This is a genomic window from Streptomyces sp. NPDC003943, from assembly GCF_053605265.1.
In genome coordinates this window covers 55,037-69,367 of sequence record NZ_JBSGIW010000009.1, presented here as the reverse complement: position 1 = coordinate 69,367, position 14,331 = coordinate 55,037, and the positions used below count along the sequence as shown (strand labels likewise).

Sequence of the window (14,331 nt, the reverse complement as noted above, 5' to 3'; positions counted from 1 at the left end):
TGGCCGGGTGCGCGGTGCGTCACCCCTTGACCACCCCGAGCGGCACCATCCGCGCCACCCTGCGGCAGAGCCCCGCGCCCTCGCTCGCCGCCACCACCGCGTCCACGTCCTTGTACGCCTCCGGGGTCTCCTCCGTCAGGCCCCGCCAGGACTTCGGACGGGCGGCGATCCCGGCCCGGCGCAGCCGCGCCCGCAGTTCGGCGCCGGTGATCGTGCGCGCGGCCTGATGCCGGCTCATGGTGCGGCCGGCGCCGTGGCAGGTGGAGTGGAACGCGCCCCCGTCCGCCACTCCGGCCAGGACGTACGAGGCCGTGCCGAGCGTTCCGGGGATCAGCACGGGCTGCCCGAACTCCCGGATGTCCCCGGGCAGTTCGGGATGCCCGGGCGGGAAGGCGCGGGTTGCGCCCTTGCGGTGCACGCACAGCTGCCGCCGGGCGCCGTCCACCGTGTGGGGTTCGATCTTCGCCAGGTTGTGGGACACGTCGTACACCAGCGAGAGCCGCACACCGGCCGCCCGCCGGAACACGCCACGCGTCGCGTCGGACAGCAACTGACGGTTCGCCCGGCCGTAGTTGGCGGCCGCCGCCATGGCGCCGAGGTACGCCCGCCCCTCCGGCGACTCCACCGGCGTGCAGGCCAGCTGCCGGTCCGGCACCGTGATCCCGTACCGCGCCATCGCCCGGTCCATCAGCTTGACGTGATCCGTGCAGATCTGGTGCCCGAGCCCGCGCGACCCGCAGTGGATCATCACGCACACCTGGCCCGCGCGGATCCCGAAGGCGGCCGCCGCCGGCTCGTCGTACACCGTCTCGACCCGCTGCACCTCCAGGAAGTGGTTCGCGGAGCCGAGGCTCCCGACCTGCCCGAGTCCGCGCTGCCGTGCCCGCTCCCCGACCTGCGTGACATCCGCGTCGGCGACCGCCCCGCCGTCCTCGCAGCGCAGCAGGTCCCGCTCCTCCCCGTGCCCCCGCTCCACGGCGAACCGCGACCCGCCCCGCAGCAGCCGCTCCAGCTCCCGGTCCCCGTCCAGCCGCCACACCCCGCCGGGCCCGGCGCCGCGCGGGATCGCCCGGTCCAGGCCGTCCATCACATCGGGAAGTACGGGCCGGAGCGCCGCCTCGTCGCAGTCGGCGGCGAGCAGCCGCACCCCGCACGAGATGTCGAAGCCGACTCCGCCCGGCGACACCACCCCGCCCTCCGCCACATCGGTGGCGGCGACCCCGCCGATCGGGAAGCCGTACCCCCAGTGGATGTCCGGCATCGCGTACGAGGCGGTCACGATCCCCGGCAGCGTGGCCACCCGCACCACCTGGTCAAGCGACCGTTCGGCGTCCGCGAGCAGCTCCCGGGAGGCGAACACCACCCCGGGCACCCGCATGCCCTCGTGCGGATCGATGCGGTAGCGGAAGGGACGTTCCTCGATCAGGTCCATGGCGACCTCCCCACCAGGGGGATTCGTCCGTCAGCTGCCCAAGCTCTTCCTTCTCCCACTCTCCCACGTCCGGGACGCACCGGCCGGGGGCGGGCGGGACCTCCCCTTGCCTTGCGCCGTCACACGTGGTCGGATGAGCCCCAGCATCGCGTGCCGGTGACGGACAGCGTCAGGCATGGAGGTGCGGAACCGAAGGGACCGCCCACTCGTGGCTCCCCGTTCTCCCGAAACTCCCCGTTCTCCCCGCGGTGACGACCGCGTCGCCGCCCTCAGCAGGCAGCTCCACCAGGCACACGAAGACCTCCGCCGCCGGATCGGCGAGACCAGGGCACGGCTCGGCCGGCCCGGTCCGGCCGACCGCACCCTCCTCGACCACTGCCTGGCCTTCTGCGCCGCACTGACCTCGCACCACCGCGGCGAGGACGACGGCATCTTCCCGCAGCTCCTGCGCGAGCGCCCCGACCTCGCCCCGACGATCGCCAAGCTCGTCGAGGACCACGACCTGATCTCCTCGATCCTGACCCGTGTGACGGAGCTGGCCGGCACTGCGGCCGCCTCGCCCGCCCCGGACCTGGGGGCGATCGGCCGCGAGCTCGACGGACTGGCGGCCATCATGGAATCCCACTTCCGCTACGAGGAGCGCGCGATCGGCGCGGCCCTCGACGCGGTTCAGCCGACGATCGCGACCGGCCCGTCCCACGCGTCCTGGTCGACCGTGATCGTGTAACCGCCGCGCGTCTCCTTGCTGTTGACCAGGTACTGGTGGCCGCGGCTGTGGTCGGTGTACTGGGTGGCGCCCCACGGCCAGTCGGCCGTGGTGGTGTTCTGCTTGTCCCACAGCGCGTACCAGAGGTTGCCCGGCAGGTCGGTGCGGTCGGTCGCGGTGGCGACGGCCTTCGCGCTGGAGCTGGTGAAGCCGTAGAAGCCGCCGCGGTACGTCTTGGCGCGCAGCGTCTTGGTGAAGGAGCGCACGTACGTCAGCACGGCGTCGTTGCACGCCTTGTTGGTTATGTCGTACGGCTCCATGTCCAGGAAGATCGGGCTGCCGGGCTTCATGCCGAGCGCCGACGCCTTCGCCACCGCGTCGTTGGCGTCCGTCGCGCCGAGCGACGCCGCCGTCGAGGCCGTGAGCTTCTCGGGGTTGGCGCTGGTCTGGCAGGGCGGCTGGGCGCCGACGTAGAGGGGGATGAGCTTCCAGCCCATCGCGTTGACCGACTTCACCCAGGACGCGGTGAGGTTCGGCTGGGAGCAGCCCCGGTTCTTCCCGCCGACGTAGACCGCGGCGCCGCCGTAGAAGCCGTTGCTCTTCCACGCCTTCATCGCCGCCAGGGAAGGCGCGGCGCACGTGTCGAAGGCCCGGCCGGTGAACGTCCTCTGCGCGGGCCACGTCGTGGCCGCCATCGAGGTCTGCGCCAGGGCCACGGCGCCCACGACGGCGACGGCACCTCCGGTCGCCGCGGCGATGTAGCGACGCTTCTTCGACAACCGATGGCCGGCCATGTCCACCCCATTCACATGCTCCGTCCCTCGGAGCAGACCGCACTTTAACGGACGCCGTCCGGGGCGCTGGGACCGGGCCGTTGTCAGTGCTGCCCGATAGCGTCGGAGGTGTTGGAGAAGTGGTTCCTGACAAGGGGGAATGTGATGGCCGAGGGCTGTGTGGACAGCACGCTGAGGGTGGTTCTGACGGACGTCAGCGCGGGCGTGGTGGAGGCGTGGCGGGCGGCGTTCGCCGACACTCCGGGCATCGAGATCCGGCGCGGTTCCATCCTCGACGAGGACGTGGACGCGTGGGTCTCGCCGACGAACGCGGCGGGGCGGATGGACGGCGGGGTGGACGCCGTCATCAAGCGGCATCTGGGGGCGGGCATCCAGCTGCGGGTGCAGCGGGCGATCCGGGACCGGTTCGCCGGGAGCATGCCGGTGGGCAGCGCGGTGTGCGTGCCGTCGGGAGCGACCGTCCCGCGCTTCCTCATCTCGACGCCGACGATGGTGGCCTCCTCGCAGAACGTGAGCGAGACGCTGAACGTGGCCCTGGCCTGCGCGGCGGCCTTCCAGGCCGTGCACCGGCAGAACCGGCGGGCGCCGGGCAGCATCCGCTCGGTGGCACTCGTCGGGATGGGCGCCCGTACCGGCCGGGTGCCGGCCCGCGTCTGCGCCAACCTGATGTGGACCGGCTACACGCTCTTCCACGACCACTGGTTCGAGGACGACGACGAGCTGCGCGCCACCATCACCACCCAGCTCGCCGGCGTCGACCAGGCGCCGCCCGAGCAGCGGGTCCGGATCATGCCGCCGAAAGGGCATTCCTTTCGCCGCTGATCCCGGCCAGTCCGCGGCCGCGCCGACCGGCGCCTCGCCCCACCCCTCGCCTCACCCCTCAGCTACGACGACCGGGAGCCCCTCCTCGATGAGCGACGCCACCGCCACGCCTCCGCAGCAGCCCGACGCGCACGACCCGCTGGCCCTCGCCGAACTGTTCACCGGTGGCGGTGAGCCCTGGCTGCCGCTCCTCAAGCCCGTCCTCGAAGCCAGGCCGGACGCCGCCGAGTTCATCGGCCCCGGCCGCAGCCCCCAGGTCGTGCCCGTGCGGGAGCTGACCTTCCAGGCACTCAAGCCCAACCCGCCGCACAAGTGGAAGGTCGTCGCCTTCGGCCAGAACCCCTATCCGCGGCCGGAGAGCGCCACCGGCATCGCCATGTTCGACAACACCTTCAGCGACTGGAAGGACAGCCAGTTCGGCCGGGTGGTCAGCATCCGCTGCCTGATCAAGGCGGCGGCGATGTGGAAGTACGGCATAGCCAAGAAGACCCCGGTCGGCGAGGTCCGCGCCCTGCTCAAGGAGCGGGACACGGTCCAGCCGCCGGAGTGGTTCCAGGCGATGCTCACCCAGGGCGTGCTGCTCCTCAACGCCTCCCTGACCGCCAGCGCCGACGGTGCGATGGGGACCGACCAGCACACCGCGTTCTGGCGCCCGGTCGCCGAGCGGATCGTCGAGGAGATCCTCCGGGCCAAGCAGGACGCCGAGGACGAGGCGGACCGCGGTGTCGTCTTCGCCTGGTGGGGCGCGCACGCCCGCGGCCTGAAGACGATCGTCCGACGTCTTGAGAAGAAGTACCCCGGCGTGGAGGTCCGGCACATCGACCACGCCAACCCGGCGGCGCAGGGCGACCTCTTCTGCGAGGGCGACCACCTGGGCACGGTGAACCAGGCGCTGCTGTCGCTCGGCGCCGACGAGATCGACTGGCTCCCGAGCAGGGGCTGGAACCAGCCCGCGGCCGGCGGCGGTGCCGGCGCCGGCGCGGGTGCCGCAGGCGCGGACGCCGACGTCGCCGCGCGCATGGGCGCCTTCATCGCCTCGACGATGGAGCTGCACCAGCTGTATCTGGAGCGGCTCACCAGCGTCCGGGACGAGGGACACGAACTGCCGCCGGTCACCGGCGTGTTCGACACCCCCCTCATGCCCTTCGAGGAAGCCGTCGCCCCGGTCGCCCAGGTGCTCGCCGGACTCGGCCGGCACATCGACCGCTCGCGCGAGTTCGGCAAGCGGCGCGCGGACGAGCAGCCGGGCGGCGCACTGTCGGCCGACGCCATCGCCGCGCTCTTCCTCTACACCTGCGAGTCCGGCTTCTACCGCAACATCAACGCCGTGCTGCGCTCCGCCGACCGCAGCCGCGTGGTGCCCTACCTGCCGTATCTGCGGCTGCTGTTCGACGCCGTCTCCGGACTCCCCGCCCAGCAGCGGCCGCTGTGGCGCGGCGTCGGCCTCGACCTGCGCCGGCAGTACCCCGTCGGACGGACGGTCACCTGGTGGGGCGTCTCCTCCTGCACCTCCGAGCTGGGCGTCGCCCGCTCCTTCCTCGGCAGCCGCGGCAAGCGGACCCTGTTCGAGGTGACCCCGGCACGCGCGGTGGGCATCCGCAGCTTCTCCGCGTTCACCGGAGAGGAGGAGTACATCCTCGCCCCCGGCACCCAGCTGGAGGTGACGGACGTGACGACGGAGCGCGGCGGCCTGTGCACGGTGAAGCTGACCGAGGTGGACGCCCCGCTCGTCTCCTGACCGCCCGCGATCCGTCCGGCCGGCCGGCGACCCGCTGCCGCCTCGCCGCCCACGCGGCGGCGAGGCGGGTGACCGGCTCCCTCGCGGTCTTCGGGGGGAGAGAGGTGTCGGGCTGAGTCAGCGCGGGCGGTATTGCCTTCGCCTTCATTCATTGCAACGAGATGTTGCGTTTGGCTCCACTGTCATTGCATCAATTTACCGCTATCTACATGGGAGAACAGCCTTGAGTTGATTGACGGGTTGCTGAACGCAACGTAGCGTTCGACGTGAAGTAAACACGTCATGTCGCGAGTTGAAGAGCTGAGGAAGAGCCATGAGTGAATCCCCGCACACCGTCACGACCCCGACGACGCGTCAGCCCGGCTGCCCCTTCGACCCGCCGGCCGAGCTGACCGAGGCCCACCGGCGCGGCCCCGTCAGCCCCTTCACCCACGTCGGCGGCAAGCCCGGCTGGCTGATCACCGGATACGACCTGGTCAGGTCGGTCCTGGCCGACCCGCGCTTCAGCTCGCGCAAGGACCTCCTGAACGTCGTCGACTTCGAGGTCCCCCCGGCGCCGCCCGGCGAGTTCCTGCTCATGGACGACCCGCAGCACAGCCGCTACCGGAAGCCGCTCGTGAGCAGGTTCACCGCACGGCGGATGCGCCTGCTCACCGAGCGCATCGAGCAGATCACCACCGACTGCCTCGACGCGATGGAGGCGAACGGGCCGACGGCGGACCTGGTGACCGCCTTCGCCAAGCCCATCCCGACCATCATCATCTGCGAGCTGCTGGGCGTGCCGTACGAGGACCGCGCCTCCTTCCAGGAGCAGATCGACACGTTCATGGGCGGGGAGACCAGCGACGAGGACCTGATCGCGGCCTACACCGCGACCCAGGAGTACCTCGCGCAACTGGTCGCCGCCAAGCGCGCGAACCCCACCGACGACGTCCTCAGCGAACTCACCGACAGCGACCTCACCGACGAGGAGCTGAAGGGGATCAGCCTGATCCTGCTGGCGGCCGGCTTCGACACCACCGCGAACATGCTGTCGCTCGGCACCTTCGCCCTGCTCCAGCACCCGGAGCAACTGGCCGCGCTGCGCGCCGACCCCGCGCTCATGGACCAGGCCGTGGAGGAGCTGCTCCGCTATCTGAGCGTCGCCAAGACGTTCATGCGGACGGCCCTCGAGGACGTCGAAATCGGCGGCCGGACCATCACGGCCGGCACGACGGTCGTCCTCTCGTACAACACCGCCAACCGCGACCCCGACCGCTTCGCCGACCCCGACGTCCTCGACCTCCGGCGCAAGCCCGCCGGCCACCTGGCCTTCGGCCACGGCGTCCATCTGTGCCTGGGGCAGCAGCTCGCCCGCATCGAGATGCGCGTGGCGTTCGCCGCACTGCTCGACCGCTTCCCCACGCTGCGCCTGGCCGTACCGGCGGAAGAGGTCGTGCTGCGCCCGGAGACCGCGGACATCTATGGGGTGAAGAGCCTGCCGGTGACCTGGGACGTGTGACCCCGCAGGCAGGCGAGGTCCGCCGGCGCCGGAGCCGGGGCGCCTAGGATGCGGTCATGGCCATGATCGGGAATGACGTGCAGCGGTTCGAGGCCGCCAGGCCCCGGCTGGAGGCCATCGCCTACCGGATGCTGGGCTCGGTGAGCGATGCGGAGGACGCCGTACAGGAGACGTTCCTGCGCTGGCAGGCGGCCGATGCCGAGCGCATCGAGGTGCCCGAGGCGTGGCTGACGAAGGTCCTCACCAACCTCTGCCTCAACCAGCTGACTTCGGCCCGCGCCCGGCGCGAGACCTACGTGGGGCAGTGGCTGCCCGAGCCGCTGCTCGCCGGAGACCCCATGCTCGGCCCGGCCGACACCGCCGAGCAGCGCGAGTCGGTGTCGTACGCCGTCCTCGTCCTGCTGGAGCGCCTGTCGCCGGGCGAGCGCGCGGTGTACGTGCTGCGCGAGGCGTTCGGCTACTCGCACCGGGAGATCGCCGAGATCCTCGACGTCACCGAGGCCGCCAGCCAGCAGATCCTCCACCGGGCCAGGAAGCACGTCGCGGACGGCAGGGCGCGAACCGAGATCGACGAGGCCGCCGCCCGCCGCATCGTCGAGGAGTTCCTGGCCGCCGCGACCAGCGGCCGTACCGAACCCCTCGTACGCCTGCTCACCCAGGACGCCGTCTCGGTCGGCGACGGCGGCGGGAAGGTCCCGGCCCGCGCGAAGGCGTTCGAGGGTGCGATCGCGGTCGCCACGTTCCTGCGCGGCCTGTTCAAGCCCGCCCCGGCCAAGCGGGCCTACGTCGGCGGGGCGCCCGACATCTACGCCACGACCGCCAACGGCGACCCCGCCGTCGTGGCGGTCGTGGACGGCCGGGTCGTCGCGATCACCTGCCTGGAGGTCGCGGCGGAGGGAATCGTCGCGGTCCGCAACCAGTTCAACCCCGACAAGCTCGTCCGTGCGACCGCACAGTGGGCCGCCACGGACCACGCGGAGGGCCCGCTCCACACCCTCTGAAGCCGTGTGACTCAGGTCACATCCGGATCCTGTCAGGAAACGCGGGGCTGCCCTGTTCAAGGGGCGACAACGCGCCGGACCACGGCGCACCCCGCCCCTGACAGGAGCACGGACATGCAGCACCGCATCGTCGTCCTCGGCGCCGGCTACGCCGGAGCCGTCACCGCCGGCCGTCTCGCCAAGCGGCTGCACCGCGAGGACGTCTCCATCACCCTGGTCAACCCCGAGCCCGACTTCGTCGAGCGTGTCCGGCTGCACCAGCTCGCGACCGGCCAGGACCTCAGGCCCCGGCCGTTCGACGAGATGTTCGCGGGCACGGGCGTGGAGCTGAAGCTCGCGAAGGCCACCGCCGTCGACGCGGACCGCAAGACCGTCACGGTCGCCGGCGTCGAGACCGGCGCCGGCGTCGACGGGCGGGAGGAACTCGCGTACGACACCCTGGTCTACGCCCTCGGCAGCGGCTGGCACGACGGCGGCGTCCCCGGCACCGCCGAACACGCCCACGAGCTCTCCAGCCGCCCCGGCGCCCTCCGGCTCCGCGACCGCCTGGCCGCCCTGGACGCCGGCCGGCCCGTCGTCGTGGTCGGCGGTGGGCTGACCGGCGTGGAGGCCGCCACCGAGATCGCCGAGGCCCGCCCGGACCTCGACGTCGCCCTGGTCGCCCACGGCGTCCTCGGCGACTGGCTCTCGGACAAGGGCCGGGCCCACCTGCGGAAGGCCGTGGCCCGGCTCGGCATCACGGTCCACGAGGACACCGAGGTCACCGCCGTGTCGCCCGACGCCGTGACGACGGCCGACGGCCGCACCGTCCCCGCCGAGGTCACGGTCTGGACCACCGGCTTCGCCGTCCACCCGATCGCACAGGCGACCACCCTCGACCTCGACGGCGGCCGGATCGTCGTCGACGCCACCATGCGCTCCGTCTCCCACCCGGACGTGTACGCCGTGGGCGACGCGGCGATGGCGACCGGCCCGGGCGGCAAGCCCCTGCGCATGTCCTGTGCCTCGGGCGTCCCCATGGCCTGGCAGGCCGCCGACGCCATCGCCGCCCGCCTCGCCGGCACCAAGGTCCCGCGCGTCGCGATCCGTTACTTCCAGCAGTGCGTCTCGCTGGGCCGCAAGGAGGCCCTGATCCAGTTCGTCACCGCCGACGACCGCGCCGTCGACCGCGCCCTGACGGGCCGCACGGCCGCCCTCTACAAGGAACTGATCTGCAAGAGCGCGGCCTGGGGCGTCGCCAACCCGACCGCGGGCATGCCCACTCGGCGGCGCCGTGTCGTCGTACGCCAGGAGACCCAGGGCCGGGCGCGAACGGAGGCGGTGGCCTGACCGCGGGCCACGGCTCGTCACGGCTCAGGCGCAGGCGACGGTGACCTGTCCGCTGCCGCCGTTGCTGGAGAAGGAGACCGTGAACCGGCCGTCCGCGGGCTGCTGCTCGGTCCGGCCGCCCAGCCTGAGCACCTCGGTGGCATCGGCGCCGAGGGCCCCGGCGCCCACACTGGCCGTGACGCCGGGCGGCAGCTGGCCGACCGTCCAGTTCAGGGTGCCGCCCCCGCTGTTGCGGATCACCAGGGTGTTCGGCCACTCGCCGTTCGCGCAGTACTCCTGGACGCTGGTCGGACTCAGCGACAGCTCCGGCGCGGCGACCGGAGCGGCCGTGCTCGACTGCGTCGGCTGCGCCGACCGCGTCGGACGCACCGGCGAGGCGCTGCTTCCGCTGCCGGTGCCGGTGCCGGTGCCGGTGCCGGTGCGGGCGGGCGGGTCGGAGGCGACGGGCGTGGGCGAGGCCGTCTCCGTCGCCGGAGCGCTTTCGCCGGCCGCGGGCGCCTGGCTGGTGCTGTCGGAGGAGGCCGACGGGGCGGCGGTGCCGGACGCGCCGGCCGAGGCGGAAGCGGCAGGCGTCGCCGCATGCGGCAGCGTGGTGGCCGGATCCTGCCCCAACTGCCGGCCCGCGACGGCCCCACCCACGGCGACCACCATGACGCCACCGATGACCAGCATCATGGTCTTCATCTTCTTCTTGGCGCGCTTCTGACGCGCCTTCTTGTCCGGGTGTTCGGTGCGCCCGCCCTGCACGATGATGCCGTGCCCCAGCGCCCGGGGGTCGTCCTGCTTCGGCCCGATCGCCCGGGGGTCGTCTTGCTTGGGTCCGATGGCGCGGGGGTCGTCTTGCTTGGGTCCGATGGCGCGGGGGTCGTCCTGCTTCGGCCCGATCGCCCGAGGGTCGTCCTGCTTGGGGCCGATCGCTTGCGCCGAGTCGTCGGAGCCGTGGGCCGTGCGACCTCCCTGGACGATGATGCCGTCCTGGGCCGGCGTCGGGTCGGTGAAGCCGCCGCCGGTGTCCGGGCTGATCTCGTGGGGCGTGTAGTTCTCCGGACGGGGCACGTCAGGCCCCCCTCTACCATCGCTCATGGCGTGAATCCCCCTGTGGTCACATGACGGGCAGTCGGAACGGATATCGCCGCCGCGGAGGCGGTCCGTGACGGCGAGGCAGCTCATACTTAGCTACTTTTCGGCCACGAGGTCCAGCCCCGAGACGTGACGACAACGTCCCGATTTCGTACCGGTGCCCGTCCGGCGCGCCGAGGCGCGCCGTCGACAGGCCGTCACCACACGGCCACACTGGGTGCCGGAGGTGCATCCATGACCCAAGCCGACCCGCCCGGCGACATGCGGGCCACCGTACGGGAGACGTACGGCCCCGCCGACCTCAGCTCGGCCCCCGTCTTCGCGGGGGGCTTCATCAACTTCGGGTACTGGCGGCCCGAGGACCTCGACGGCACGCCCACCGTGGACGACAGGGTCCGCAGTCAGCAGGACCTCTACCGGCGCGTACTCGACACCGCGAGACCGCTCGACGGCGGCCGGCTCCTGGAGGTCGGCTGCGGCCTCGGCGTCGGTTGCGCCCTGGCCCTCGCGGAGTACGACCCGGCCCAGGTCACCGGCATGGACATCCACCCGGAGCAGCTGGACCGGGCCCGCCGGGCCAACGCGGCCCTGCTGGACGGGGCGGGGCCCGAGCGGCTGCGGCTGGTCCGCGGGGCCGCCGAGCGGATGCCGTTCGACGACGGTGAGTTCGACTGCGTCTACAGCGTGGAGGCCGCCCAGCACTTCGACGACCTGGCCCTGTTCGCCGCCGAGACCGCCCGGGTGCTGCGCCCCGGCGGCCGGGCCGCCGTGACGAGCTTCTTCGCCTCGGATCCCGCGGCCGCCCCCCGGCTGGCCGAACTGCTCGACACCTTCGCGGAGGGGCTGGACATCGCCCGTCCGCCCGCCGAACTGACCGACGCCCTGGGCCGGTCGGGGATGACCGGGGTGCGCTGCGAGTCCATCGGGTCCTCGGTCTGGCCCGGCTGGGACCACTGGCTGTCCGCCCAGTGGAAGCCGGGCACCTGGCCGAGGAACTTCCTGCACGCCTGGGAACAGGGCCTCCTCGACTACTGCGTGATCACCGCGATCCGCCCCTGAGCCTCAACTGCCACCCAGGGAGCGCTTGAGCTCGGCCTTGTTCATGTTCGAGCGGCCGTGGACGTTGCGCCGCTTGGCCTCCGCGTACAGCTGGTCGTAGGTCGGTCCCTCCGACCCGCTGTGCGACCGCTGCCCGCCGCGGCGCGAGGACGACGTGTCCTGGGTCGAGCTCTTGCTCGCCTTCTCGGATTCGCCGGACCGGGCGCGTTCCTTGTTCACGGTGCGGGCGGCGATCTCCTTCGCGCGCTTCTTGCTCTCGCCGCGGTCCAGGGCGCTCTCCTTGATGTGTTCGTACTGCCGCTCTCGCTTGGCACTCGATCCACGGGGCATGACCCGCTCCTCTCGTCGTACGCGAGCCCTCCCATCGGCCGCTGCCCCGGCCGGGAGCGTTCATGCGCCGCGCTCACGGAGCGGAACGGAACGGGTCCGCCGCGCGAACGCGGCGCATGCCGCGGGCGATGCCGGGCAGTGGCCCGACGAGTGCGCGATGCGGATCCACGGGAGGCGCAATGACCCCGCACGACGCGAGAGCACCCGAGGGCGTCGCCCTGTTCGACCTCGACGGCACCCTCGTCGACACCAACTACCTGCACGTCCTCACGTGGTGGCAGGCGCTGCGCCAGCATGGCCACGACGTTCCGATGGTCCGGATCCACCGTGCCGTCGGCATGGGCGCCGACCGCCTGATCGACGAGGTGCTCGGCCCGAATCGTCGACGCGAGGAGGACGAGGCCATCGCCGACGCGCACGGCGCGCTGTACGCCGGGTGGTGGGAGACCCTTCGCCCGTTCGAGGGCGCGGCGGCACTGCTCCGGGCGACGGCGGCCCGCGGCTGGCGGATCGTGCTCGCGAGCTCCGCGGCGGCGGAGGAGGTGGCCGCCGCCCGCAAGCGGCTCGATGCCGACGACGTCATCGAGACCGCCACCACGGGCAGCGACGCGGAGGTCACGAAGCCCGCCCCGGACCTCGTGGAGGCCGCTCTGGAAGCCGTGGACGCGAAGCCGTCGGACGCCGTGTTCATCGGGGACACGGTGTGGGACGTCGAGGCCGCGCGGCGGGCCGGCGTGCCCTGCATCGGGCTGCTGACGGGCGGCGTCCCGCGCGGTGAGCTGGAGGACGCCGGCGCCGTCCTCGTGTGCGAGGACGCCCTCACGCTGCTCCGGCAGATCGACGCGAGCCCGCTGTCCCGGCCCCCCGGCTGATCCCTTCCCGCCCGGCGCCCGCACCGGGTACCGGCCCCTCCGTGGCGATCGGCCGGGTCGTCCGCCGCCGCCCCTATGCTGAGGCCGTGTCCTCGTCCGGGCGGGATGCCGCGACCACGATGTACGTGCGGGCCGGCGTGCCCGGGGCGGTGCCGCTGCTCGGGCACCTGCCCGCTCTGGTGCGGGATCCGGCGGCGTTCCTCGGGCGGCTGTCCGGGTTCGGTGACCTGGTGGAGGTCCGGCTGGGACCGAACCGGCTGGTGGTGCCCTGCCATCCGGAACTGCTGCGGCAGGTCTACGCGGACGACCGGACCTTCGACAAGGGCGGCCCGATCTACCAGCGGTTCCGGCGCGTCCTCGGCAACGGTCTCGCCACCTGCGCGCACGCCGACCACCGGCGCCAGCGGCGGATGCTGCAGCCCGAGTTCCGGCCCGACCGGCTGGCCGGGTACGCCGCCGTGATGACCCGCGAGGCGGAGCAGCTGGCCGGCTCCTGGCGGCACGGCGAGGTGGTCGGGGTCTTCCCGGCCTGCTACCGGTTCACACTGCGGGTGGTGGCGCGCAGCCTGTTGGGCACCGACGCGCCCGACGCGCTGGCCGACCGCCTCCAGGAGGCCTTCGAGACGGCGTTCGCCGGCGCCCTGCGGCGCGTGATGCTGCTGCCGGCGGGCCCCGGCTACCGTTCGGCGGTGCGCACCCTGCGCCGGACGGTCGCCGAGCTGGTGCGCGACCGCCGGGCCCGGGACCCCGGCGGGGCGGACCTGCTGGCCGGTCTCCTCGCCGCCCGGGACGAGGACGGCACGGCGCTCTCCGACGCCGAGGTGCACGACCAGGTGGTCACCCTGCTGCTGGCCGGCTCGGAGACCACCGCCTCCCAGATCTGCTGGACGCTGCGCCTGCTGACGAGGCATCCGCAGGTCCTGTCCGCCGTGCAGGCGGAGCTCGACGCGGTGCTGACGGACGGCCGCGCCGCCCGGTGGGCCGACCTGCCGCTGCTGCCCCGCACCGCCCGCGTGCTGACCGAGGCGCTGCGGCTCCATCCGCCCGGCTGGGTGCTCCTGCGCATGTGTACCCGCGAGGTCGAGCTGGGCGGACGCACCCTGCCGCGCGGCAGCCAGGTGCTGCTCAGCCCCTACGTCGCCCACCACAACCCGCGGATCTTCGCCGACCCCGGCCGGTTCGACCCGGACCGCTGGCTGCCCGAGCGGGCCGCCGCGCTGCCGCGCTGGGGCTTCGCCGGCTTCGCCAACGGGCCGCGCCAGTGCCTCGGCGCCGACTACGCCCGCGCCGAGGCGGTGATCGCACTCGCCACCGTGCTGGTCCGCTGGCACCCGGTGTCCGTGCCCGGGCCGGCGGACGACCGCCCCGCCCGCCTGACCACGGTCCTGCGGCCGCACCGGCTGCGACTGCGCGTGCTGCACCGGTGACAGGCCGGGAATCAGCGAGCGCGGGGACGCTCGACGCCGCCTCACCGCAGGGGCGGGATCGCGCCGCGTACGAACGAGAGCCGCACGTGCCGCCGCCCGCTGCACGGTGCAGCCGCTCTTCCGGCCTCCGGAGCCGGAGGGGCTCAGGCGCCACGCCCGGCTGCGCCACTGCGGCGCTACAGGCTCGGTCTGCGGAACGCGCTCGACGTAGGCCGAGGGCTCCACGGCGCGGCGTCGCCG

General features: G+C 73.0%; 13 protein-coding genes. 9 read left to right on the top strand and 4 right to left on the bottom strand.

Features of this window, described 5'->3' with window-relative positions; translation table 11 throughout:
* Positions 1–19: 19 nt before the first annotated feature.
* Entirely contained in the window at positions 20–1,432 is a 1,413-nt protein-coding gene (locus ACWEV0_RS06150) for an RtcB family protein (protein WP_453146904.1), read from the bottom strand.
* A 208-nt stretch (positions 1,433–1,640) separates the two neighbouring features.
* Here ACWEV0_RS06150 and ACWEV0_RS06145 point away from each other — a divergent pair, with 208 nt between their 5' ends.
* A complete protein-coding gene (locus tag ACWEV0_RS06145) occupies positions 1,641–2,159 on the top strand; it encodes a hemerythrin domain-containing protein (RefSeq protein WP_453146902.1) in 519 nt (172 codons plus the stop codon).
* Here the strand turns inward: ACWEV0_RS06145 and ACWEV0_RS06140 are convergent.
* Positions 2,102–2,932: a glycoside hydrolase domain-containing protein gene (locus ACWEV0_RS06140; protein WP_453146900.1), complete on the bottom strand. Its 831-nt coding sequence runs from the start codon at positions 2,930–2,932 to the stop codon at positions 2,102–2,104. The genes ACWEV0_RS06145 and ACWEV0_RS06140 overlap by 58 nt on opposite strands.
* A gap of 144 nt (positions 2,933–3,076) precedes the next feature.
* Here ACWEV0_RS06140 and ACWEV0_RS06135 point away from each other — a divergent pair, with 144 nt between their 5' ends.
* The 5 genes from ACWEV0_RS06135 to ACWEV0_RS06115 all read left to right on the top strand — a co-directional run bounded on the left by ACWEV0_RS06135 (position 3,077) and on the right by ACWEV0_RS06115 (position 9,323).
* Entirely contained in the window at positions 3,077–3,754 is a 678-nt protein-coding gene (locus ACWEV0_RS06135) for a macro domain-containing protein (RefSeq protein WP_453146899.1), read from the top strand.
* An 88-nt stretch (positions 3,755–3,842) separates the two neighbouring features.
* A complete protein-coding gene (locus ACWEV0_RS06130; RefSeq protein ID WP_453146898.1) occupies positions 3,843–5,492 on the top strand; it encodes an ADP-ribosyltransferase domain-containing protein in 1,650 nt (549 codons plus the stop codon).
* Between the two features lie 313 nt (positions 5,493–5,805).
* Positions 5,806–6,993 carry a cytochrome P450 gene (locus tag ACWEV0_RS06125; protein ID WP_453146896.1) on the top strand — a complete coding sequence of 396 codons (1,188 nt, stop codon included), beginning with the start codon at positions 5,806–5,808 and terminating at the stop codon, positions 6,991–6,993.
* Positions 6,994–7,049: 56 nt separating this feature from the next.
* Positions 7,050–7,994: an RNA polymerase sigma-70 factor gene (locus ACWEV0_RS06120; protein WP_453146894.1), complete on the top strand. Its 945-nt coding sequence runs from the start codon at positions 7,050–7,052 to the stop codon at positions 7,992–7,994.
* A 114-nt stretch (positions 7,995–8,108) separates the two neighbouring features.
* Positions 8,109–9,323: an NAD(P)/FAD-dependent oxidoreductase gene (locus tag ACWEV0_RS06115; protein ID WP_453146892.1), complete on the top strand. Its 1,215-nt coding sequence runs from the start codon at positions 8,109–8,111 to the stop codon at positions 9,321–9,323.
* Between the two features lie 24 nt (positions 9,324–9,347).
* Here ACWEV0_RS06115 and ACWEV0_RS06110 read toward each other — a convergent pair whose 3' ends face one another.
* Positions 9,348–10,379 carry a hypothetical protein gene (locus tag ACWEV0_RS06110; RefSeq protein ID WP_453146890.1) on the bottom strand — a complete coding sequence of 344 codons (1,032 nt, stop codon included), beginning with the start codon at positions 10,377–10,379 and terminating at the stop codon, positions 9,348–9,350.
* 258 nt (positions 10,380–10,637) lie between these two features.
* On the opposite strand from ACWEV0_RS06110, the gene ACWEV0_RS06105 reads away from it, so the two are divergent.
* On the top strand, positions 10,638–11,462 hold the full coding sequence (locus ACWEV0_RS06105) for a class I SAM-dependent methyltransferase (RefSeq protein WP_453146889.1): 825 nt from the start codon (positions 10,638–10,640) through the stop codon (positions 11,460–11,462).
* A 3-nt stretch (positions 11,463–11,465) separates the two neighbouring features.
* Here ACWEV0_RS06105 and ACWEV0_RS06100 read toward each other — a convergent pair whose 3' ends face one another.
* Positions 11,466–11,792, bottom strand: a complete 327-nt coding sequence (locus tag ACWEV0_RS06100; protein WP_453146888.1) for a plasmid stabilization protein — start codon at positions 11,790–11,792, stop codon at positions 11,466–11,468.
* Between the two features lie 179 nt (positions 11,793–11,971).
* On the opposite strand from ACWEV0_RS06100, the gene ACWEV0_RS06095 reads away from it, so the two are divergent.
* The gene (locus ACWEV0_RS06095; protein WP_453146887.1) at positions 11,972–12,664 is read left to right on the top strand and encodes an HAD family hydrolase; all 693 of its coding nucleotides are present in this window, start codon (positions 11,972–11,974) and stop codon (positions 12,662–12,664) included.
* Between the two features lie 86 nt (positions 12,665–12,750).
* On the top strand, positions 12,751–14,091 hold the full coding sequence (locus ACWEV0_RS06090; RefSeq protein WP_453146885.1) for a cytochrome P450: 1,341 nt from the start codon (positions 12,751–12,753) through the stop codon (positions 14,089–14,091).
* Positions 14,092–14,331 lie beyond the last annotated feature (240 nt).